Annotated in this window: 22 protein-coding genes; 11 read left to right on the top strand and 11 right to left on the bottom strand. The window is 71.3% G+C overall.

Annotated features, from left to right (window positions below; translation table 11 throughout):
* From FV227_RS15275 to FV227_RS15260, 4 genes are all read left to right on the top strand, one after another.
* The coding region (locus FV227_RS15275; protein ID WP_147859374.1) for a glycosyltransferase at window positions 1-1,435 on the top strand (1,435 nt) is incomplete at its 5' end.
* Window positions 1,435-2,535 (top strand): glycosyltransferase, encoded by a 1,101-nt coding sequence (locus tag FV227_RS15270; protein WP_147728334.1) that lies wholly within the window; start codon window positions 1,435-1,437, stop codon window positions 2,533-2,535. The genes FV227_RS15275 and FV227_RS15270, both read left to right, overlap by 1 nt.
* Window positions 2,536-2,797: 262 nt before the next feature.
* Entirely contained in the window at window positions 2,798-4,282 is a 1,485-nt protein-coding gene (locus tag FV227_RS15265; RefSeq protein WP_147728333.1) for a GumC family protein, read from the top strand.
* Complete coding sequence (locus tag FV227_RS15260) at window positions 4,275-5,207, top strand: WecB/TagA/CpsF family glycosyltransferase (RefSeq protein WP_246686496.1); 933 nt, start codon at window positions 4,275-4,277, stop codon at window positions 5,205-5,207. The genes FV227_RS15265 and FV227_RS15260 overlap by 8 nt, the downstream gene beginning before the upstream one ends.
* 25 nt (window positions 5,208-5,232) lie before the next feature.
* On the opposite strand, the gene FV227_RS15255 is transcribed toward FV227_RS15260, so the two are convergent.
* From FV227_RS15255 to FV227_RS15240, 4 genes are all read right to left on the bottom strand, one after another.
* Window positions 5,233-5,805 carry an NUDIX hydrolase gene (locus FV227_RS15255; RefSeq protein ID WP_147859373.1) on the bottom strand — a complete coding sequence of 191 codons (573 nt, stop codon included), beginning with the start codon at window positions 5,803-5,805 and terminating at the stop codon, window positions 5,233-5,235.
* Between the two features lie 55 nt (window positions 5,806-5,860).
* The gene (locus FV227_RS15250) at window positions 5,861-6,136 is read right to left on the bottom strand and encodes a sulfurtransferase TusA family protein (protein WP_147728331.1); all 276 of its coding nucleotides are present in this window, start codon (window positions 6,134-6,136) and stop codon (window positions 5,861-5,863) included.
* 131 nt (window positions 6,137-6,267) lie between these two features.
* Window positions 6,268-7,638: a glutamate--cysteine ligase gene (locus tag FV227_RS15245; protein WP_147859372.1), complete on the bottom strand. Its 1,371-nt coding sequence runs from the start codon at window positions 7,636-7,638 to the stop codon at window positions 6,268-6,270.
* A 225-nt stretch (window positions 7,639-7,863) separates the two neighbouring features.
* Window positions 7,864-8,616 (bottom strand): 16S rRNA (uracil(1498)-N(3))-methyltransferase, encoded by a 753-nt coding sequence (locus FV227_RS15240; protein WP_147725963.1) that lies wholly within the window; start codon window positions 8,614-8,616, stop codon window positions 7,864-7,866.
* 294 nt (window positions 8,617-8,910) lie between these two features.
* On the opposite strand from FV227_RS15240, the gene FV227_RS15235 reads away from it, so the two are divergent.
* Window positions 8,911-9,375 carry a hypothetical protein gene (locus FV227_RS15235; RefSeq protein WP_147725962.1) on the top strand — a complete coding sequence of 155 codons (465 nt, stop codon included), beginning with the start codon at window positions 8,911-8,913 and terminating at the stop codon, window positions 9,373-9,375.
* Window positions 9,376-9,427: 52 nt separating this feature from the next.
* Entirely contained in the window at window positions 9,428-10,378 is a 951-nt protein-coding gene (gene ubiA / locus FV227_RS15230; RefSeq protein ID WP_147725961.1) for a 4-hydroxybenzoate octaprenyltransferase, read from the top strand.
* A 4-nt stretch (window positions 10,379-10,382) separates the two neighbouring features.
* On the opposite strand, the gene FV227_RS15225 is transcribed toward ubiA, so the two are convergent.
* Window positions 10,383-10,907, bottom strand: a complete 525-nt coding sequence (locus tag FV227_RS15225) for a DUF6101 family protein (RefSeq protein ID WP_244030286.1) — start codon at window positions 10,905-10,907, stop codon at window positions 10,383-10,385.
* Between the two features lie 354 nt (window positions 10,908-11,261).
* Between FV227_RS15225 and FV227_RS15220 the strand changes: the two genes are divergently transcribed.
* A complete protein-coding gene (locus tag FV227_RS15220) occupies window positions 11,262-12,095 on the top strand; it encodes a 3'(2'),5'-bisphosphate nucleotidase CysQ (protein ID WP_147725960.1) in 834 nt (277 codons plus the stop codon).
* A gap of 74 nt (window positions 12,096-12,169) precedes the next feature.
* Here the strand turns inward: FV227_RS15220 and FV227_RS29875 are convergent, their stop codons facing one another.
* Window positions 12,170-12,406 (bottom strand): AsnC family transcriptional regulator, encoded by a 237-nt coding sequence (locus FV227_RS29875; protein WP_147725966.1) that lies wholly within the window; start codon window positions 12,404-12,406, stop codon window positions 12,170-12,172.
* A 187-nt stretch (window positions 12,407-12,593) separates the two neighbouring features.
* Entirely contained in the window at window positions 12,594-12,803 is a 210-nt protein-coding gene (locus tag FV227_RS15210; protein ID WP_147725959.1) for a cold-shock protein, read from the bottom strand.
* Between the two features lie 292 nt (window positions 12,804-13,095).
* On the opposite strand from FV227_RS15210, the gene FV227_RS15205 reads away from it, so the two are divergent.
* Window positions 13,096-13,485: a hypothetical protein gene (locus tag FV227_RS15205; RefSeq protein WP_147725958.1), complete on the top strand. Its 390-nt coding sequence runs from the start codon at window positions 13,096-13,098 to the stop codon at window positions 13,483-13,485.
* Window positions 13,486-13,492: 7 nt separating this feature from the next.
* Here the strand turns inward: FV227_RS15205 and FV227_RS15200 are convergent, their stop codons facing one another.
* Window positions 13,493-13,699 (bottom strand): hypothetical protein, encoded by a 207-nt coding sequence (locus FV227_RS15200; RefSeq protein ID WP_147725957.1) that lies wholly within the window; start codon window positions 13,697-13,699, stop codon window positions 13,493-13,495.
* Window positions 13,700-13,844: 145 nt separating this feature from the next.
* Between FV227_RS15200 and FV227_RS15195 the strand changes: the two genes are divergently transcribed.
* Window positions 13,845-14,423, top strand: a complete 579-nt coding sequence (locus FV227_RS15195) for a type 1 glutamine amidotransferase domain-containing protein (protein WP_147725956.1) — start codon at window positions 13,845-13,847, stop codon at window positions 14,421-14,423.
* 78 nt (window positions 14,424-14,501) lie between these two features.
* Here FV227_RS15195 and FV227_RS15190 read toward each other — a convergent pair whose 3' ends face one another.
* From FV227_RS15190 to FV227_RS15180, 3 genes are all read right to left on the bottom strand, one after another.
* Window positions 14,502-14,798, bottom strand: a complete 297-nt coding sequence (locus tag FV227_RS15190) for a hypothetical protein (RefSeq protein ID WP_147725955.1) — start codon at window positions 14,796-14,798, stop codon at window positions 14,502-14,504.
* Between the two features lie 356 nt (window positions 14,799-15,154).
* Window positions 15,155-16,018 (bottom strand): NAD(P)-dependent oxidoreductase, encoded by an 864-nt coding sequence (locus FV227_RS15185; protein ID WP_147843061.1) that lies wholly within the window; start codon window positions 16,016-16,018, stop codon window positions 15,155-15,157.
* A 95-nt stretch (window positions 16,019-16,113) separates the two neighbouring features.
* On the bottom strand, window positions 16,114-17,316 hold the full coding sequence (locus tag FV227_RS15180) for a pyridoxal phosphate-dependent aminotransferase (protein ID WP_147725953.1): 1,203 nt from the start codon (window positions 17,314-17,316) through the stop codon (window positions 16,114-16,116).
* 184 nt (window positions 17,317-17,500) lie between these two features.
* Here FV227_RS15180 and FV227_RS15175 point away from each other — a divergent pair, with 184 nt between their 5' ends.
* A complete protein-coding gene (locus FV227_RS15175; RefSeq protein WP_147725965.1) occupies window positions 17,501-18,523 on the top strand; it encodes an LLM class flavin-dependent oxidoreductase in 1,023 nt (340 codons plus the stop codon).
* Window positions 18,524-18,696: 173 nt separating this feature from the next.
* Window positions 18,697-19,713 (top strand): fumarylacetoacetate hydrolase family protein, encoded by a 1,017-nt coding sequence (locus tag FV227_RS15170; RefSeq protein ID WP_147725952.1) that lies wholly within the window; start codon window positions 18,697-18,699, stop codon window positions 19,711-19,713.
* Window positions 19,714-19,763: the final 50 nt, after the last annotated feature.

Raw genomic sequence — 19,763 nt, 5'->3', positions numbered from 1 at the left:
CTCTCCCCCCCTGCTCCGCAGGGTACCCTCCCCCGCCAAGGGGGGAGGGAAGAGTGGTGCCGCTTCCCTCTCGATCGCCTCGCTCACCGGCACGGGGCATGCCGGCGGTGCCGGGATCGCGCATCGGCGCATCGGCGAGGCGCTGCGGCTCGCCGGGCACCGCGTCGCGGAGTTCGTGCTCGCGGACGAATCGCCGCCCGCCGCGGCGGAATGGACCGATGCGTTTCCCGTCGCCGAAGCCGCGATCCGTGCCGGCGACCACGACCTCGTGCTCGCCGGAAACCTGCACGGCGCCACCCGGAGCCTCGCCATCGCCGGGCGCCTCGCTGCCGAGCGGCCCGTCGCGCTCGTCCTGCACGACCTGTTCCCGCTGACCGGCCGCTGCGCCCACCCCCGCGGCTGTGCCCGGATCGAGACCATCGGCTGCGACGCCGCCTGCCCGACGCCGGACGAGTATCCGCAGCTCGGCCGGCATCGCATCGCCGGCGCGCAGGACGGCAAGCGTGCGGTGCTCGCCCGGCGGGACGGTCCGATCCTGCTCGCCAACTCGGCCTGGACGGCGTCGCGCGCCCTGGCGCTCGCGCCGCCGGGCGCCGTGGTCGCGCCCCTGGCGCTGGCCTTTCCGACGAGCGTCTTCCGGCCCCGCGATCGTTCGGCCCTGCGCCGCAGACTCGGGCTTCCCGCCGACGACCTGCTGATCCTGGTCTCGGCGGTGGTGCTCGACGGACCGGACAAGAACGTCGGCGATCTCGCGGATGCCCTGCGCCGCGTCGCCGGTCCCGGCGTCGGCTTCGTCGCGATCGGCCGGCTCGACCATCCCGCGCGCCTCGCCCTGCCGAACCTGTTCGCGCCCGGGCTGATCGCCGACGAGGCGCACCTGGCCGCCTGGTACGGCGCCTGCGACCTGCACGTCACGGCGAGCCGGCTCGAGACGCTGGGGCAGACGCCGATCGAGGCCGGCCTGTGCGGAACGCCGACGCTGGCCTATCGCACCGCCGGCCTGACCAGCTCGGTGATCGACGGCGTCTCCGGGCGGCTCGTCCCGGTCGAGCCCGGCGCACTGGGCGATGCCCTCGTCGAGCTCGTCGCCGATCGCCAGGCGCTCGCCCGGCTCGGCGCCTTCGCACGGATCGCCTTGGAAAGCCGGTTCGGCCCGGCTTCCTGCGCGATCTCGCTCGACCGGGTGTTTCGCGAGCGCGGCCTGCTGCCGCCGGACCGGGGCCGCCTGCGCTTCGCGCCGGCGCTGCTCGGCCATTTCCCGTTCGCCGCGATCCCGGCTGCGGCCGCCACCGGCCTCGTCGCCGCGCCGTCCAACCCGCTCGTCCGCGGGCTGCGCCGCGCCAAGCAGCGCCTGCTCGGGCGCCGCCTGCCGCCCTGGGCGCGGCGCGGCCTGTACTGGGCCGTCCGGCTTCGATCGCTCGGCGGAGCCCGGTGATGCGCGGCCCGATCTACCTCGACCAGACCCATGTCCGCGGCCACATCACCGGCATCGAGCGGGTGGCGCTCGACCAGTTCACGCCGGCGATGCTCGGCGGCGCGGTCCGGCCCCTGCGCAGCCGCAGCATCCCGGGGATGATCCTCGCGCAGCAGCTCGGCCTGCCGCTTCACGCGGCGCGGGAGCCCGAGGCGCAGTTCGTGATGGCCGGCTTTCCCCCCGGCCCGCTGATGGCGCCGTTCGCGGAGCGCTGCATCCTCTGCGTCTACGACACCTTCCTCCTCGACCGGCCGGAGGATCTCGCCTGGAAGAGCCGGCTCTACATGGCGCCGGCGTTCCGCTACGCGATGCGCTGGGGTCGGCGCTTCCTGGTGATCTCGCGCAAGACCGGCGCGGATTTGCGCCGTCACTGCGCCGACGACGCCCTCGTCGCCCTGCTGCGGCCGGCGGTGCGCGACGTGTTCGGCCTCGACGGGCTCCCCGGCCCCGCCGCCTATCGGCCCGAGGCGCCGCTGCGCATGCTGGCGATCGGCACGATCGAGCCGCGCAAGGATTACCCGGCGGCGATCGCGCTCGCGGCGGCGTTGAACCGCGCCGGCGTGCCGGCCGAGCTGCACATCGTCGGCCGCCTCGGCTGGGGCCGGCACGCCTTCCTCGACGATCCGCCGCCCTTCCTCACCTGGCACGGCTATGTCGGCGACGATGCGCTGCGCACCCTCGCCGCCAGCGCCCACCTTCTGCTCTCGACTTCCAAAGCCGAAGGCCTCGGCCTGCCCCTGCTCGAGATCCAGCATGGCGGCCTGCCGGTGGTCGCCTCCGACGACGCGGTGTTCCGCGAGGTGCTCGGCGAATCCGGCCTGTTCCTCCGCCCGGGCGATCCCGAGGGCGCCGCCTCGGCGCTGATCCAGGCCATCCGGTCCGGCCGCTTGGCGGAAGCCGCGGCCGACGCGCGGGCAAACGTCGCACGATGGAATCGCTTGGCCGCGCGCGACGCGGAGGCGTTCCGCGGCTACCTCGCCGAGGGCGTGTCGGCCTACGGGCCAGACAACCTCGTCGCGCCCGATGGGGTCGCGCCCGATCCGGTTATCCCCAAGCGGTGAGGCGGACTACGTATTGAACGTCGCGCCGGCGGATCGTTAAGCATGCCACGCTGTCTCGTCTTGAAGAGACGCTGTTCGCCCCCGTTTCCAAGGCATTGGGAAAGATTTTGCGGCAACCAGAGAGCGCAACCTGCGGTCCGCAGATTGCGGAGACGTCATCGAACACCGCCATCGCCGGGCGCTTCCGGTTCAAGGTGGCACGGGAACGCTCCGAAACGGGATCGTTCCTGGAAACCGTCGGGCAGGTGAGGGACAGAGACCGATGTTCGATTTCTCGACCCCCGTCCGCGGCGAGCCCGTGGAGGTGACGCTGCCGCCGCGCTTCTCCGATCGGGCCGACCCGGGCACGATCCTCCGCCGCCTGTGGCGCGGAGCGAGCTTCATCGTGCTGGGCGGCCTGTTCATGGTCGCCGCCGCCGTTGCGCTGCTCGGGCTGCTGACCCCGGTCTACACCTCCAGCATCCAGATCCTGGTCGATCCCTCCGATCTCCGCGTCGTCGACAACGACGTCAGCGCCCGCACGCCTCAGGCCGACAGCGGCGTGTCGCTCGCCGAGAGCCAGACCAAGGTGATCCAGTCGGACAACGTCCTGCGGCGCACGGTCGAGAAGCTCGACCTCGATCGCGACGACGAGTTCGCCAAGCCCGAGTCCGACAACCCGACGATCGTCTGGCTGCGCACGGCGCTCGGCATGCTGCCGCCGCCCGGCAGCCGCGACCCGGTCAACGTCGCCGTCGACACCCTGCAGACCAAGCTGACCGTGCGCCGGGCCGAGCGCACCTTCGTGATCGACGTGCTGGTGCAGTCGCGCGATCCGGAGAAGGCGGCAAAGATCGCCAACGCCATCGGCGACGCCTACTTCGCCGAGGAGGCCAGCGCCCGCACCGAGGCCGCTCGCCGCGCCTCGGACGCCCTCAACGGCCGCCTGTCGAGCCTGCGCCGCGACGTCGAGCTCGCCGAGGGCAAGCTCCTGAAGTACCGCGAGGACAACAACCTCGTCGCGTCGAGCGGTCGCCTGCTGACCGACCAGCAGCTCGGCGACCTCAACCAGCAGCTCGTCACGGCCCAGATCAAGACCGCGGAATCGCGCTCGCGCCTCGAGCAGGCGCGCAAGATGAAGGCCGGCGACGCCAGCACGGCGCTGCCGGAGATGCTGCAATCGCTCGAGATGCAGGCGCTCCGCCAGCAATACGCGACGCTCTCGCGCAACACCGCCGAGCTTGCGACCCGCCTCGGCGAGCGCCACCCGGCGATGGCCGAGCAGTACGCCCAGCAGCGCGACCTCCAGCGCCTGATCCAGCGCGAGAAGGAGCGGATCATCGAGACGACGCAGAAGGACTACGATCGCGCGGCGGCGAGCGAAACGGCGATCCGCAAGAGCCTCGACCGGGCCAAGGCCGAGACCGTCACCAGCGATCGCGCCAATGTCGGCCTGCGCGAGCTGGAGCGGACGCTCGAATCCCGCCGCGGCGTGTACGAGACCTATCTCCGCCGTTCGCGCGAGGCGAGCGAGCAGGAGCGCCTGAACAGCATCAACGTCCGCATCATCTCGCCGGCGGTCCCCGCCCGCACCCGGACCTGGCCGCCCTCGCCCAAGGTGGTGCTGCCGCTGGCCCTGCTCGTCGGGATGATGCTGGGCGTGGCCATCGCGCTGTCGCTCGGCGCCGCCCGCGACCGTCGCAACGACCGCAACGAGCGCCGCGCCGCGACCGTGCCGCCCCGGAGCTTCCGAGCTGCCGATGCTTGAGGCGGGACAGGCGCAGGCCGAGGAGGACGGCGCGGTGAAGGTCGCCGGCTTCGCCATTCACCCCGCGATGCCGCGGCCCCGGGCCGTCCGCGGGACGAGCCCTCGCCTCGAACCCGGCCATGCGGCCGGCGCCACGCCGGAAACTCCCATGGATCGCCGCAGCGAGGCCGGCAGCGCCTGGCGCGTGCGGATGTTCGGCCACGACTTCGCCGCCGGTCCCGCAGCTGGGATCCTCGCCGCCTCGGCGATGCAGCCGTCGGCCGGGCCGCGCCTCATCGTCACCGCCAACATCGACCACATCGTCCTGCTCTCGGAGAACGCCGCCTTCCGGCAGGCCTATGCCGGCGCCGTCGCGCGGACGCTGGACGGCACGCCGCTGGTCTGGCTCGCGCGGCTGCGCGGCCAGCCGGCCGCCCGCGTCACCGGGCACGACCTCCTCGCGCACGCGCTGTTCGCCCGGCCGGTCGAAGGCCGCCGCGTCTTCCTCGTCTGCTCGCGGGACGCGGTCGCCGAGGCGATCCGCGACCGGCTCAAGCGGTCCGGCTATGACGCGGATGCCGTCGCGACCTGCGTGCCGCCCTTCGGCTTCGACGACGACGCGGAGTACGGCCGCGCGCTGTCGGCCCGCATCCGCGAGCACGGCACCACCCTGCTGGTCATGGGCGTCGGCGCGCCGCGCTCGGAGGTCTGGGTGACGCGCCAAGGTGCGGCCCTCGGCACGCCGCTCGTGCTGGCGGTGGGCGAGGCGGTCAACGTCGCCGCCGGGCTGGTGCCGCGAGCGCCGGTGATGCTGCAGCGTGCCGGGCTCGAATGGGCGTTCCGGTTCGCCTTCGCGCCGCGACGGCTGTTCCGGCGCTACTTCGTGCGGTCGTGGCGCTTCCTCGCGCTCCTGCGCGGCGAGATCGGGAGCCGGGACGCGGCCTGACGCGCCGCTTCGCGGCTCCGCGGGTTCAGGCGGACGCGAACAGGTGCGGGTGCCGCAGGCGCAGCGCGAAGACCAGGGTCAGCGTCTTCATGTCCGCGATCTCGCCGGCGTCGCTGCGGCGGGCGAGGTCGTCGAGCGCCACCTCGTGGACGGTGATCGCCTCGTTCTCCTCAACCAGCCCGCCGCCCGGTCCCGACCGGTCGGCCGCGCCGAAGGGGGCGAGGAACAGGTCCATCCGCTCGGTCGAGATGCCCGGCGCGGTCCAGGCGCTGACCACCCGCTCGAGCACGTTCAGGTCGACGCCGGTCTCCTCGTAGGCTTCGCGGCGGGCGCCGTCCTCCGGGTCGCCCTCGTCGAGGATGCCCGCCGGGGTCTCGAGCATGTCCAGCGGGCCCTCGGCGAAGAACACCGGGGCGCGGAACTGCGAGACCAAGAGCGCGACGCGGCGCGTCGGATCGTAGGGCAGCACCGCCACCGCGCGACCGTGATCCTCGATCTCGCGGGTGATGCGGGTGCCGTCCGGCATCGTCACCTCGGCGACGAGGAACCGGGCCCAGCCGTCATGAACGAGGCGTGTCCCGCGGATGATGGGTACCATGCCTGTGGATCTTCCTACCCGAGTCGCGTCGAGGCCGTTCTAGGCAGGCGATCGTTCAGGAATGAGGCGGCTTCGCGGAGTCTCCGGGGCAGGTGCCGGGGCCGCGGCGGATCGAGAACCGGGTCGCCGTGCCGATCCGGTCCCAGGCTTCGACGGTGTCGCCCTCCTCGCGCACGAGGTTCGGGATGTCGAGGCAGGCCAGCGGATCGGTGCAGGTCACCCGCAGCAGCGTGCCCGGCGGCAGGCGGCGCAGCGCCTTGCGCGTCCGCAGCACCGGAAGCGGGCACTTGAGGCCGGCGAGATCGAGGTCGATCGGTGGTGCGTCCGGCATGCGAGAACCCCGGCGACGGGGCCGCCGTCGCCGGGGTCGATAGACCGGATCGATGCGGCTTGTCAGCCGGGCGAAGCGGCCGGCCGTGACCCTGGCGCGTGGCGAGGAAGCGGTGCGGGTCGCCCGCCCGATTACGGGAACCGGCAATGGGTGAAGGCGGGGTCGACCGAGCGCTTCCACGGTCCCTCGTAGTCGGCGAGGCGGTCCTCGGCATGCGAGCGCCCGGCCGCCACGATCGCCTCCAGCGGCTGCAGGTAGATCGTCTCGTCCCGTCCCGAGCCGTCGCGGCGGGCACGCGCCTTGAGGCCGGCCCGCGCGATGGCGAGCGCCTCGGCCGCGACCGCGCCCAGGCTGCGCCGCGCGACCGGCGTCGCGAGGCCCAGGCGCGGGACGGTGGCGCGCAGGGCCTCCCGGTCGGTCGCGCTCCAGCCCGAGACGAGGTCGAGAGCGGCATCGAGCGACGCCTCGTCGTAGAGCAGGCCGACCCAGAACGCGGCCTGCGCCGCGATCATGCCGGCATCGCCGACGTCGGCGCCGCGCATCTCGAGGAAGCGCTTGAGTCGAACCTCGGGAAAGGCGGTGGAGGCGTGGTTGGCCCAGTCGGAGACCGTGGCGTACTCGCCCGGCAACTGGGCGAGCTTGCCGGCCATCAGGTCGCGGAACGAGGCGCCCGAGACGTCGTGGTAGGTGTCGCCGCGCTTGACGAAGTACATCGGCATGTCGAGCAGCCAGTCGACGTAGCCCTCGTAGCCGAAGCCTGCGTCGAAGGCGAAGCCGAGCATCCCGGTGCGGTCGGCGTCGGTGTCGCGCCAGATCTCGGAGCGTCGCGACAGGAAGCCGTTCGGCCGCCCGTCGGTGAAGGGCGAGTTGGCGAACAGGGCGGTCGCGACCGGCTGCAGCGCGAGCGAGGCGCGGAGCTTCCGCGTCATGTCGCTTTCCGACGCGAAGTCGACGTTGACCTGCACGGTGGCGGTGCGCAGCATCATGTCAAGGCCGAGCGATCCGACCTTCGGCATGTAGCCGGCCATGATCTTGTAGCGGCTCTTGGGCATCACCGGCGTCTCGGCCCGCGACCATTTCGGGCTCATGGCGAGGTCGAGGAAGCCGATGCCGAGGCCGTCCGCCACGCGCTTCGTCGCGGCCAGGTGCTCGTCGAGTTCGCGGGCGGTGGCGTGCACGTCGGCGACCGGCGCGCCCGAGAGTTCGAACTGCCCGCCGGGCTCGATCGAGATCGCGCCGCCTTCCGCAGCCGACAGGCCGATGACGTGGCCGGCATCGAGGATCGGCTCCCAGCCGGTCTCGCGGCCGACGCCTTCCAGCAGGGCGCGGATGCCGCGCTCGCCTTCATACGGCACCGGTTCGCGCGTCTCGACGTAGAAGGGAATCTTCTCGTGCTCGGTGCCGATCGCGAAGCTCTCGCGCGGCTTCTCGCCGGCCGCGAACCAGTCGATCAGTTCGACACGCGTGGTGAGCGGTGTCGTGTCGGACGTATCGCGCGCCATGCGCTGCCTCGCCGTGAAATCATGGGCTGAACTCGGGAAGCGCGCCGGCCGTCTGGAAAAGAGCGATGCGGTCGTGCCCCGTCGCCGGGATGGGTCGTCCATAATCCAGGGCGCCGGACCCGACAACGCGACCTTGAGCGCCCCTGCCCCGCTTCGACCGGCAATCGTCGGGCGTCGGAGGCGCCGCGCGCGGTCGATGTGCGCGGGCGCACGCCGACCGGGCTATCATCGCGCGTCGCCGAGTACGGCCTGGACCAGGGCGAGCGCCGCGACCGCGGCGGTGTCGGCCCGGAGGATGCGGGGCCCGAGGGAGAGCGCCACGGAGTTGGGCCGCGCCAGGATCGCCGCGCGCTCCTCCGGCGCGAACCCGCCCTCCGGGCCGATCAGCACTGCGAGCGGAACGGGGCCCGCCGGATCCGCGGCCCGGCGCAGGGCGGCGACGGGGTCGGCGATCGCGGCGTCCTCGTCGCAGAACACCAGCAGCCGCTCCGGCGCGAGGTCGGCGAGCGCCGCGGGCAGGCGCGCGGCTTCCATCAAGGCCGGCACGGCGAGGATGCCGCACTGCTCGGCCGCCTCGATCATGTTGGCGTGCAGGCGCTCGGTGTTGAGGCGGTCGCCTTGCGTGTAGCGTGTCAGGACCGGCCGGATCGTGCCCGCCCCCATCTCGACCGCCTTCTGGGCGAGGTAGTCGAGCCGCGCGCTCTTCAGGGGCGCGAACAGGTAGTGCAGGTCGGGCGGTGCGGTCTGGGGCCGTACTCGGTCGACGACGGTCAGATGCGCGCTCTTGCGCCCCGACGGCACCAGGCTCGCCCGCCACTCGCCGTCCCGCCCGTTGAACAGCAGCACCGGGTCGTCCGGCTGCCGGCGCAGGACGTTGAGCAGATAGTTCGCCTGCGCCCGGTCCAGGGGAAGGTTCGCGCCCGCGAAGAGGTCGTGCGCCACGTGAAGACGGGGCGCGGTGAAGTCGTAGGCCGCCATCCGGGCTCCGTCGCGTGCGGGATCGCCGCTGTCAACGCCGGAGCGAGGCGGCGCCGATGTTGCCGAAACATCACGGGCGCTGGTTTTCGAAACGTTACCCCGCCATGTCGGAGCCGGCCCGTTTGCGGCTCGATTGACGCCACATTCCTATGGCGAAGCGGAGCCCGGACATTCCGGACCGGCCGTACCGCAGCGCGGCCGACCTCCGGCTCGAAGACGACATCCGTCGACGCTGCGCGCCATGCCGACGGCGCATCGCCTGCGTCCGGGGCGGATCTCTAGGGAGACGAGACCATGCGCTACAAGACCTACGGACTGGCCGCCGCCCTCGTCGCGGGCAGCTTGCTGGCCAGCACGGCCGCCTTCGCTCAGTCCGCCGAATGCGGCGCGATCCAGACGACGCTGCAGACCCGCAAGGATCTCGTCGCCAAGGCGAACGTGGCGTCGAACGGAAAGAAGAAGATGACCCCGCAGGAGGCCTGCGCGCTGTTCGGCAAGCTTCAGTCCAACGGCGTCGAGGGCATGAAGTGGATCGCCGCCAACAAGGAGTGGTGCTCGATCCCCGACTCGTTCGCGGAAGGCTTCAAGGCCGACCACTCGAAGGTGGTGGGCATCCGCACCAAGATCTGCGGCATCGCGGCCCAGGCGACCAAGATGGAGGCTCAGGCCCGCGCTCAGGCCCAGAACGGCGGCGGCGGCGGCCTCCTCGGCGGCCCCGGCCTGACCGGCCAGTTCAAGATGCCGCAGGGCGCGCTCTGAGGCGGATGCGACCCGCCTCCCACCCGTTCCTCATCCCGTCCGGGCCCCGGTCGTGAATGCCGCGAAGGCGGTGGAATCCCGCGTCGCCGACGCGGTGACCGGCCATTGGGTCGACCGGCTCGCCCCGCGGGCCGCCCGGCCTTACCTGCGCCTCGCCCGCATCGACCGGCCGATCGGCTGGTGGCTGCTGCTGCTGCCGTGCTGGTGGTCGACGGCGCTGGCCGCCACCCGCGCCGGCCTGCCCTGGCCCGATCCGCGCCACCTGCTGCTGTTCCTCGTCGGCGCGGTGGCGATGCGCGGGGCCGGCTCGACCTACAACGACATCGCCGATCGCGACCTCGACGCGCAGGTCGAGCGCACGCGCTCGCGGCCCCTGCCCTCGGGGCAGGTCGGCACGCGCGCCGCCGCCATCTTCCTCGCCGCCCAGGCGCTGGTCGGCTTCCTCGTCCTGATGCAGTTCGATGCGTTCGCCATCGGCGTCGGGCTGTGCTCGCTGATCCCCGTGGCGATCTACCCGTTCATGAAGCGGGTGATGTCGATGCCGCAGCTGGTGCTCGGCCTCGCCTTCTCCTGGGGGGCGCTGATGGGCTGGGCCGCCCTGCTCGATCAGCTCGCCGCACCGGCCTGGCTGCTCTACGCCGGCACGATCGCCTGGGTGGTCGGCTACGACACGATCTACGCGGTGCAGGACATCGAGGACGACGAGATCGCCGGCATCCGCTCGTCGGCGCGGTTCTTCGGCGGCCGGCTTCGGGTCGCCGTCGGGGCCTGCTACGGGGCGGCCGTGCTGCTGATCGGCGCGGCGGCCTACGGGGCCGGGGCGGGACTGCTCGGTTTCCTGGGCGTCGCCGCGTTCGCGAGCCATCTCGGCCGGCAGGTCTGGCGGCTCAAGGCGCGGGACGGGCGGGAGGCGCTGGCCCTGTTCCGCTCGAATCGCGGGGCCGGGCTCATCCTGTTCGCGGGGCTCGCCGCCGATACGATCAACCAGGGCTGGCCGGGCTGAGCGCTCACGAGCGGGCGATGATCTCGTTCTCGCCGCGGTGGATCTGCGGGCGGACCGGGAGGCGGCCGGTCTTGCGGCGCACGAGGAAGCGCGGGCGGCGGTCGCCGAGCGAGCCGTGCCGGCGCCGAATGCGGGTCTTGCCGAGCATCAGCCGGCCGACCTGCGCCGACACGGTTGCGAGCACGCCGTCCTCGCGCACGATCATCCGCGGCAAGCCGGTGCGGGCGGCGAGGTCCCGCCAGATCGCGACGACCTCCTCCTCGCAGAACGGCCCGAGACGGGCGACGACGGCGCCGGCGGCGTCGACGAGGCAGAGGTCGAACCGGTCCTCGCCGCAGCTCTCCGCCTCGTCGGTCGCGAAGGTGAGCGCGATGCCGGCGGCCTTGGACGTCGCGGTGGCGGCGCCGAACACCGGCAGCGGCGAGGCGTCGAAGGCGAAGCGCGCCGGCGCGGCGCCGTCGCGATCGAAACGATCGGTCTCGGCAAGATGATCGGTCGGGTTCCGGTCCATGGTGTCGAACGTGTTCATCTGCCCGCCGTCCATTTGCAAGTGGCGACCTGCTCGGGTCGTCCGTTATGCCAAGCAGATTGGAGTCTAACCTCCCCACGGTGCCTTAAGAGTGAGCGTTAAGCGATCGTGGACAGCGCGTTCGCGCTCGGAATGCTCAACGGTTCCTTGCCGCGATCGATGAAAACCGCCGGTTCCGCGCTGCGGCCTCGCGATCCTTGTGGCGCTCCGGGGCAGACCCTACAACGGTGCGGTCGCGCACTCCGGCGCGCCGCCCCCCTGTCGCGATCGGGACCATCCGCACGTCGCATCGGCGCGCGGGTCGGCGCGAGCCGCGACGCCGATCCCCCCTCCCGTCGCCGGACACGGACCGCCATGACCGATACGATCTCAGCGGACTTCGTGCACGCCCTGATGCCGGACCTGCGCGAGGCGCTTCGCGAGGCGGCCTCCCTCGCCCTGCCCTTCTTCCGCGCCGGCAGCCAGACCTCGGCGAAGATCTGGTCGAAGGCCGGCGGCTCGCCGGTGACGGAAGCCGACGTCGCCGTCGACACCTTCCTGAAGATCCGCCTGAGCCAGATCGTGCCGGCGGCGGCGTGGCTGTCCGAAGAGACGGCCGACGACGCCGTGCGGATCGGTCACGACCTCGTCTGGATCGTCGACCCGATCGACGGGACCCGCGCCTTCCTGTCCGGGCATCGGGACTGGTCGATCGCGGTGGCGCTGCTGAAGGCCGGCGAGCCGGTGATCGGCTTCGTGAACGCGCCGGCGCTCGGGCACGATTACGAGGCGATCCACGGGCGGGGCGCGACGCGCAACGGCGAGCCGATCGGCGCGCGGCAGGGCGTCGCACTGCCGACGGCCCGCGTCACCGGCCCGAAGCCGATGATCGACCGGTTGGGGCGTGGCGTCTCGCGCGATCTGGGGGACGCCACCTTCGAGCGCATCGACCGGATTCCGTCGCTGGCCCTGCGCGTGGCCCGCGTCGCCGAAGGCTCGGTCGATGTCGGGCTGGTCTCCTCGGATGCCCGCGACTGGGATCTCGCGGCGGCCGACCTGATCCTGCGCGAGGCGGGCGGCTCCGTCTGCGACATGTCCGGCGTCGCGACCGTCTACAACCGGACCGATCCGGTGCATGGCGAGCTGGTCGCGCTGCCGAACGACCTGCGCAACGTCGTCGTGTCGGCCTGGGACCGGGGCCGGTCGTGACGATCTCGCGGGCTTGAGCGGGCCCGAAACGAAGAAGAGCCGATCCTGCATCTTGCAGGATCGGCTCGGCGTGGTCAGGCGTGGGCGGCTTCGCGAAGGGCCAGAGCGGCCGGCGCGAGCCCGAGGCGGTCGGCGAGATGCCAGCGCAACTCTCGGGGCGAATGATAATTGTAGGATCGATCGATGAGGTGGGAGAGGTCGAGGGTCGGGGCGTCCGACGTCGCGCTCTGCTTGATGCACCCCACCTTGAAGGTCGCTGAATCCGTGACGGGCGACCGGACGCTACGGCGTCGGGTGTATTCGAACAACATGGTGTGTTTGATTGTCTTCCGATGTGACCGGGTTTGCTCCGCCACGCGGCGGGCCCGGCTCTGTTTCTGTGGTGTTGCGATTAAGATTGCGTTTACCTTGACCGTCCGGCGCGGCCGCTCCCGGAGGATGGCAGCGTCGGATGGTTTCGACCGTGTTCACGGCCGCGTGGATGGGAGACCGATGGCCTCAGGCAGCCTGGAGGTTGCCGGCGGCGTCCTTGCCGCTGCGCTTGTCGGTCAGGATCTCGTAAGACACCTTCTGACCCTCGATCAGGTTGCGCATGCCGGCGCGCTCGACGGCGGAGATGTGGACGAACACGTCCTTGCCGCCGTCATCCGGCTGGATGAAGCCGTAGCCCTTGGTCTCGTTGAACCACTTCACGGTACCGGTATTCACGTAGAGAACCTCGTATCGACGATGGGTCGAGCCCTCGCGCTCGTGAAAGCGCGAACGGATCGACTGACTTCTAAGTCTGGTATGGGTGGCAGGGCGTCGGGCAAGGAACCCGTAACCGGCGTCCGTCCCAGGGTTTGGGCCCCCCACAACCCTATCTAAGGGCTCCCTGCGGCCGCAACAAGGCAGGGATGCAGGTTCTCGGCGTGCCCGGGCAAAAGCGGAGGCCCGGCGGCTGGGATTCTCGTGGGCCCCAGTGCATATAAGGGTTCGCGCTCAGGCTTTTAGGCGATCCATGGCAGGTATCTCGGTTTCGTTGGAAGGGGCCAACATCCAGCTCTCCTTCCAGAAGGACGATCAGGCGACCGCCGTGGTGATGGATGCCCGCGCCGCCCGCGCCCTCGTGCGCGCCGTCGGGCAACTGCTCACCGCCATCGACGAACCTGAGGAGCCCGACATGGCCGAGGAGATGGGCGACCAGGAGATCGCGATGCTCGACGTGACCTCCTCCGCGATCGAGATCGGCACAGACGACCAGGGCCAGGCCGTCGTCGCGCTCCAGGCCGGCGCCCTGCCGCCGTTCCAGCTGCGCCTGACCGACGAAGAGGCCCGTCACGTGGCGACGAGCCTCTCCGAGATCCTCGCGGCCCCGCGCGACGTGCGGGCGTCGCACGGCGGCCACTGAGCCGGTCCTACATCCTGACGCCGGGATCGGTCGGGGCGCCGGGAAACACGTCCGGCTCCGAGCCGGGGCCGCCGGGCTCGTCGATGCCGGGATCGTTCACCGGATAGGGCGTGCGCGGCCCGGTCGGCCCGATATCGGGCATCTCGTCCGGCGGGACGGGCGGCGGAAGGTCCCCGGGGGTCGGTTCGGGGGTCGGAAGGCCGGGATTGGCCATGCGCTGCCTCGTGCAGTTGGGAATGAGCTAGCCAACGGATCGCCTGCGCGAGGGTTCCGCGCATTCCTGGGTTGCCGGATCGTCGGGGAACCGCGGGGAGACATCCCGGTTTGCCGGCCGACGTCATCCATCGGAGCGAACCGCCATGCCCGACATCAAGCAAGCCAAGGTCCTGATCCTCGCCACCGACGGGTTCGAGGAGACCGAGCTCACCGTCCCGCAGGCCAAGCTGCGGCAGGCCGGCGCGACGGTCCACGTCGCGTCGCCGAAATCGCGCGAGAAGCCGGAATCGATTCGTGGCTGGGACAAGACCGATTGGGGCAAGAACGTCGCGGTCGACCTCGACCTCGAGACCGTCGATCCGTCTGCCTACGATGCCCTCGTCCTGCCCGGCGGCCAGATCAACCCGGACAAGCTCCGCCTCGAGCCGAAGGCATTGGAGGTGATCAAGGCCTTCGTGACCTCGGGAAAGGTCGTCGCCGCGATCTGCCACGCGCCGTGGCTGCTGATCGAGGTCGGCGCGGCGAAGGGCCGTGACCTGACCTCGTTCTCCTCGATCCGTACCGACGTGATCAATGCCGGCGCCCGTTGGCACGACCGCGAGGTCGTGACCGACCACGGCATCGTCACCAGCCGCAATCCCAGCGATCTCGATGCGTTCTCGGCGAAGATCATCGAGGAGATCGCCGAAGGGCGGCACGAGCCCCGCTCCCTCGCCGCCTGATCGCGCGACGACACCAGAGAAGGCCGCCTGCCCTCTCGGCGGGCGGCCTTTTCGTCGAATGGAAGCCTCGTTCTCCGCTCAGCGCTTGGCGACGACGGCCTTCTGCGCCTTCGGCTTCAGGCCGGTGGTGCTGGCGATCAGCGCCGAGAGGTGATCCTGGTCGAGGTCCGCGGCCGCCTTCTGCGCCGGCTGGGCGGCGACGCGCTCGGGCTTGCGCGGCTCGATCGACCCGGTGGTCACCGGATCGGGCAGGCTCGCCAGAACCTGAGTGCTCGGCGCCGGATCGCGCTGGACCCGCAGCGCCCAATGAGCGGCGGTGGACAGCGCCGCGATCGCTAGGATCGCCTTGACCCCGCTGGTGAGGAACCCCCGCATGATGGTCAAGCCCGACAAAACGCAGTGACACACGACCGGTTCCCCGGCCCATTGCCACTGTTGCCGATGAGCGTGAACGAAATCCGAAGGTCGGCACCGGCTGCCGTCCCGGAACGGGGCGAAACTTGTGTGGGCCATGCGCCGGGTCCGCGGTTCCTGTTCCCCGCGCCTCCGACACGCCTGCAGCACCCCGGCCCACCAGGATTCACAGGAGCGGTCCAGAGAACTGGTCCGGGCCGCCCCGTCACTGCCGACCCCGCGTCCATGCAGGCCCGAGCGGGCTCGCGAAACCTTCAGGCGCATCGGCCGCGGGGACCGCCGATGTAGGTGAAGTGCAAAGAGCCGGCAACCGATGCTCAGGACGATCCGCGCGTCCGCGACGATCCGCCTGCCGCTTCGGCGAAGGCGAGGAGCGTGGCGACGTCGTCCTCGCCCTCGGGCGCCGCGAGATGCGCGAAGGTCTCGGCCGCCCCGGCGAACATCGCGCCGCCGGCCGGGTCCGGCGCCAGGAAGTCGACGATCTCGTGCATTTCCGCGACCCAGCGGTAGGCCTTCGGCATCATGTCGGGAAACCCGCCGGCGAAGCGGGCGAGCAGCTCCGGCTCGCTCTCCATCAGCTCCGCCCGCAGCGCGTCGGCGGCGCCCGCGCGCTCTGCGCCGAGGACGATCGCCGCGGCCACCGCCTTCAGGCCCTTGTTGATGCCGGCATAGGCCATCTTCAGGCCGGACGCCGCCCCGACGCCACCCGCGCAGGCCCGCATGTCGAGGCCGCATGCGCGCAGGGCCATCAGCGGCGCGAGGTCGTCGCCGGCGACGTAGACCCGCGGCCCCTTCGCGCCGGATTCGGGCGGGAGCCCGAGGATCGCACCATCGAGGAACGGCGCGCCCGTGCCCGCGATGATCGCGGCGATGCCGTGCACCGTCGCCGGCGACACCGCATTGCAATCGACGTAGACCGGCTTTTTCGGCTGAGCCGCCAGGCTCGGGGCGAGGCGGGCCGCGAGGCCGGCGGCATCGGCCGGCGGCACGATCGACAGGATCAGGTCGGCCGCGGCGATCTCCGCATCGTCGGCGTGGCTCATGCCGGCGGCCCGGGCGCGGTCGCGGGTCCCGGCGCTCCGTCCGGTCAGCGATGTCAGGACGCGGACGCCGTTCTCGGTGAGGCGGCGGGCGACCGCGCTTCCCATGGCGCCCGGGGCGATGACGGCGATGGTCGGCATCGAATCACCTCAAGCCATGGCCCGAACCACAGGGACGATCCGCGGCGGATCCGTATCGAAGTGGCGGGCACCCGATGGTGCCCGCCGTCGTCGTGCTAGCGCAGCGAGCCGCAGAAGCGCTGGATGCGGTTGCACGCTTCCTCCAGCGTCTTGGTCGAGGTGGCGTAGGAGATGCGCAGGTTCGGGCCGAGGCCGAAGGCCGAGCCGTGCACGGCGGCGACGCCCTCCGCCTGCAGCAGCTCGGTCACGAAGTCCTCGTCGGTGGCGATGGTCTTGCCTGACGGGGTCGTGCGCCCGATCGTCTCGGCGCAGGACGGGTAGACGTAGAACGCGCCCTCCGGCGTCGGGCATTGCAGGCCCTTGGTCTGGTTCAGCATCGAGACCACGAGGTCGCGCCGCTCCTGGAACGCCGCCTTGAACTGCGCGAGGTGCGCCTGCGTGCCGTCGAGCGCGGCCACCGCCGCCCATTGCGAGATCGAGGACGCGCCCGAGGTCTGCTGGCCCTGGACGAAGTCCATCGCCTTGATCAGCTTCTCCGGGCCGGCGGCGTAGCCGATGCGCCAGCCCGTCATCGCGTAGGCCTTCGAGACGCCGTTCATGGTCAGCGTGCGCTCGTAGAGGCCGGGCTCGATCTGCGCCGGGGTGACGAATTCGAAGTCGCCGTAGGTCAGGTGCTCGTACATGTCGTCAGTGAGCACCCAGACGTGCGGGTAGCGCATCAGCACGTCGGTGATCTTCATCAGCTCGGCATGGCTGTAGGCGGCGCCCGAGGGGTTCGACGGCGAGTTGAGGATGATCCACTTGGTCTTCGGCGTCAGCACCCGCTCCAGCTCCTCGGGCTGGAGCTTGAAGTCGTGCGCCATGTCGGTCTCGGCGAAGACTGGCGTGCCGCCGCAGAGCACCACCATCTCCGGGTAGGACACCCAGTAGGGGCGCGGGATCACGACCTCGTCGCCGGGGTTCAGCGTTGCCAGCAGCGCGTTGTAGATCACGTGCTTGCCGCCGGTGCCGACGATTGTCTGGGAGACCTTGTAGTCGAGCCCGTTCTCGCGCTTGAACTTCTTCACGATCGCTTCGCGCAGCGGCACGATGCCCGACACCGGCGGATACTTGGTCTCGCCCCGGGCGATCGCCTCGATCGCGGCCTGCTTGATGTGCTCGGGCGTGTCGAAGTCGGGCTCGCCGACCGACAGGCTGATCACGTCCATGCCGCCGGCTTTCAGGTCGCGCGCCTTCTGCGTCATCGCGATCGTCGCGGATGGTTTTACGCGCGAGAGGGCGTCGGCGAGAAAGCCCATGGTCGGGTGCTCCGGTTTTCATGCAGGTTTCGCCGTCCCGTGACGGCGGCGGGACCGTAGTCGCGGCTCCTGGGACGAGCAAGGCGCCGGCTCGGGGTTCGCCGGCAAACGTCACGCACGGGGTGCAGGGCTCGTGCTCGGCCGCCGCCTCGACGGCGGCTTCCGGCGACACCATCTCCTGGCGATGGCAACGCTCTCCGTCCTCGACCTGTCGTTCGTCGGTTCCGGCTCCAGCCCGGCTCAGGCGCTGCGCGACTCCCTCGACCTCGCCCGCCACGTCGACCGCCTCGGTTACGGGCGATACTGGCTCGCCGAGCACCATGCCCTGCCCTCGGTCGCGAGCCCGGCCCCCGACATCATGGTCGGCCAGATCGCGGCCGCGACCCGGACGATCCGGGTCGGCTCGGGCGGGATCATGCTGCCGAACCACGCGCCGCTGATGGTCGCCGAGCGCTTCAAGGTGCTGGAGGCGCTGTTTCCCGGGCGGATCGACCTCGGCCTCGGGCGCGCGCCCGGCACCGACGGCATCACCGCCCAGGCGTTGCGCCGGCGCGAGGCGCCGCGCGGCGGCGACGACTTCCTCGAGCGGCTGCAGGAGCTGATGCTGTGGGAGACCGGCGGCTTCCCCGAGGGCCATCCGTTCAACACCGTGACCGTGATGCCGGCCGGCGTGCCGCTGCCGCCGATCTTTCTGCTCGGGTCCTCCGACTACAGCGCGCATCTGTCCGCACGCCTCGGGCTCGGCTTCGCCTTCGCCCAGCACTTCGCCTCGTTCGACGCGCGTGGCCCGATGCTCGACTATCGCCGCGGCTTCCAGCCCTCGCGGTGGGGCACCCGGCCCCATGCGATCCTCGCGGTCGCGGCCGTCTGCGCCGAGACCGAGGCGCAGGCCGAGCGCCTGGCGCTCAGCACCCAGCTGGCGACGCTCCGGCGCGAGCGCGGCGAGTACGCTCCGATCCCGACGCTCACCGAGGCCGAAGCCTATCCCTACAGCGATGCCGAGCGCGCCCGCATCGCCCGCGGCCGAGACCGGTTGCATGTCGGCACGCCGGAGACTGTGCGCGCCCTGCTCTCGGGCCTCGCCGAGGCGACGCAGGCCGACGAGATCATGGTGGTCTGCGCCGTTCCCGATCAGGAGGCCCGGCGGCGCTCCTACAGCCTGCTGGCGCAGGCCTGGGGACTCGCCGAGACGGCCGCGGCCGCGTGAATCGCCGGACGACATCCTGACCAGCCTGTCGCCTCGACCGGTCCCGGGCTCCTGACATCGATCCGGGATCGGCGCATCCTGGCGGTCTCGACGCGGCTTCGCGGCGTCGGGCACGCGGATGGCCCGTCGAAGGGCCGCCACCCAGGCATCGACGATCTCGGGAGGAGAGAACGATGTGCGATCGACGCGACTTCCTGAAGGCGACGGCCGGTCTCGCGGCCACCGCCATGGCCGCCCCGGTCGCGGCACGGGCCGCGGAGAAGGGGCCGCCCGCGCCGACCGCCTTCGGCATGCCGCGCGACATGATCCTGATCAACCTGCGCCGCGACGGCGGCTACGGCCTCGGCCTTAAGACCCCGGACGGCGTGCTCGACGTCGCCGCCGCCGGGAAGGCGGTCGGCCTGCCGGTGCCGGCCGACATGGACGACCTTCTGCAGAACGGGAAGGGCCCGATGCTGCGCGCGGTGATCGACGCGGTCGAGGCGGCCCCCGACCCGCGGCTGACGATCCCCGAGGACCGGATCGCCTACGCGCCGCTGGTCACCCGGCCGGAAAAGATCATCATGATGGGATTCAACTATCGCAAGCACGCCGAGGAGACGGGAACGCCGCCGCCGAAGGACCCGCCGCTGTTCAACAAGTACAACAACACGCTCAACCACCACGGCGGCACGATCCGGCTGCCGACGCAGGCGGCGCGCGAGTTCGACTACGAGACCGAGCTGGTGATCGTCTTCGGCCGGGAATGCCGCGACGTCTCGGAGGCCGACGCGCTCGACTACGTCGCCGGCTACGCCACCGGCAACGACTTCAGCGCCCGCGACCTGCAGACGCTGACCTCGCAGTTCATGATCGGCAAGACCTCGGACGGGTTCGCGCCGCTCGGGCCCTACCTCGTCACCGCCGACCGCGTGCCCGACCCGAACAATCTGCGCCTTGTGACCAAGGTCAACGGCGCGGTGCGGCAGGACTGGACGACCGCGGACATGATCTTCAACTGCCGCCAGCTGATCAGCTTCGCTTCGAAGGTGATGACCATCAAGCCGGGCGACGTCTTCTACACCGGCACGCCGCAGGGGGTGATCTTCGGCGAGAAGATCCCGCGGGCGGAGCGGCAATGGCTGAAGCCGGGCGACGTCATCGTATCGAGCCTCGAAGGGCTGGGCGAGCTGCAGTTCAGCCTGGTCTGACCAGCGTTCGGAAACACCTATCCGCCCGCACTCCGCAGTCCTTACCGCTT

The sequence above is a fragment of the Methylobacterium sp. WL119 genome (genome assembly GCF_008039875.1).
In the GTDB taxonomy this organism is placed as follows: Bacteria; Pseudomonadota; Alphaproteobacteria; order Rhizobiales; family Beijerinckiaceae; genus Methylobacterium.
Note: the sequence above shows the minus strand (reverse complement) of the source record. Positions and strands in the feature narration are given on the sequence as shown.

Excerpts from the sequence above, each read along its gene's own strand:
- FV227_RS15260 (WP_246686496.1), top strand. The coding sequence starts at position 4,275 with ATGCTTGAGGCGGGACAGGCGCAGGCCGAGGAGGACGGCGCGGTGAAG.
- FV227_RS15190 (WP_147725955.1), bottom strand. The coding sequence starts at position 14,798 with ATGCGGGGGTTCCTCACCAGCGGGGTCAAGGCGATCCTAGCGATCGCG.
- FV227_RS15195 (WP_147725956.1), top strand. The coding sequence starts at position 13,845 with ATGCCCGACATCAAGCAAGCCAAGGTCCTGATCCTCGCCACCGACGGG.
- FV227_RS15185 (WP_147843061.1), bottom strand. The coding sequence starts at position 16,018 with ATGCCGACCATCGCCGTCATCGCCCCGGGCGCCATGGGAAGCGCGGTC.
- FV227_RS15235 (WP_147725962.1), top strand. The coding sequence starts at position 8,911 with ATGCGCTACAAGACCTACGGACTGGCCGCCGCCCTCGTCGCGGGCAGC.
- FV227_RS15170 (WP_147725952.1), top strand. The coding sequence starts at position 18,697 with ATGTGCGATCGACGCGACTTCCTGAAGGCGACGGCCGGTCTCGCGGCC.
- FV227_RS15175 (WP_147725965.1), top strand. The coding sequence starts at position 17,501 with ATGGCAACGCTCTCCGTCCTCGACCTGTCGTTCGTCGGTTCCGGCTCC.
- FV227_RS15200 (WP_147725957.1), bottom strand. The coding sequence starts at position 13,699 with ATGGCCAATCCCGGCCTTCCGACCCCCGAACCGACCCCCGGGGACCTT.
- FV227_RS15245 (WP_147859372.1), bottom strand. The coding sequence starts at position 7,638 with ATGGCGCGCGATACGTCCGACACGACACCGCTCACCACGCGTGTCGAA.
- FV227_RS15180 (WP_147725953.1), bottom strand. The coding sequence starts at position 17,316 with ATGGGCTTTCTCGCCGACGCCCTCTCGCGCGTAAAACCATCCGCGACG.
- FV227_RS15240 (WP_147725963.1), bottom strand. The coding sequence starts at position 8,616 with ATGGCGGCCTACGACTTCACCGCGCCCCGTCTTCACGTGGCGCACGAC.
- FV227_RS29875 (WP_147725966.1), bottom strand. The coding sequence starts at position 12,406 with ATGTTGTTCGAATACACCCGACGCCGTAGCGTCCGGTCGCCCGTCACG.
- FV227_RS15255 (WP_147859373.1), bottom strand. The coding sequence starts at position 5,805 with ATGGTACCCATCATCCGCGGGACACGCCTCGTTCATGACGGCTGGGCC.
- FV227_RS15250 (WP_147728331.1), bottom strand. The coding sequence starts at position 6,136 with ATGCCGGACGCACCACCGATCGACCTCGATCTCGCCGGCCTCAAGTGC.
- FV227_RS15225 (WP_244030286.1), bottom strand. The coding sequence starts at position 10,907 with ATGAACACGTTCGACACCATGGACCGGAACCCGACCGATCATCTTGCC.
- FV227_RS15270 (WP_147728334.1), top strand. The coding sequence starts at position 1,435 with ATGCGCGGCCCGATCTACCTCGACCAGACCCATGTCCGCGGCCACATC.
- FV227_RS15205 (WP_147725958.1), top strand. The coding sequence starts at position 13,096 with ATGGCAGGTATCTCGGTTTCGTTGGAAGGGGCCAACATCCAGCTCTCC.
- FV227_RS15265 (WP_147728333.1), top strand. The coding sequence starts at position 2,798 with ATGTTCGATTTCTCGACCCCCGTCCGCGGCGAGCCCGTGGAGGTGACG.
- FV227_RS15220 (WP_147725960.1), top strand. The coding sequence starts at position 11,262 with ATGACCGATACGATCTCAGCGGACTTCGTGCACGCCCTGATGCCGGAC.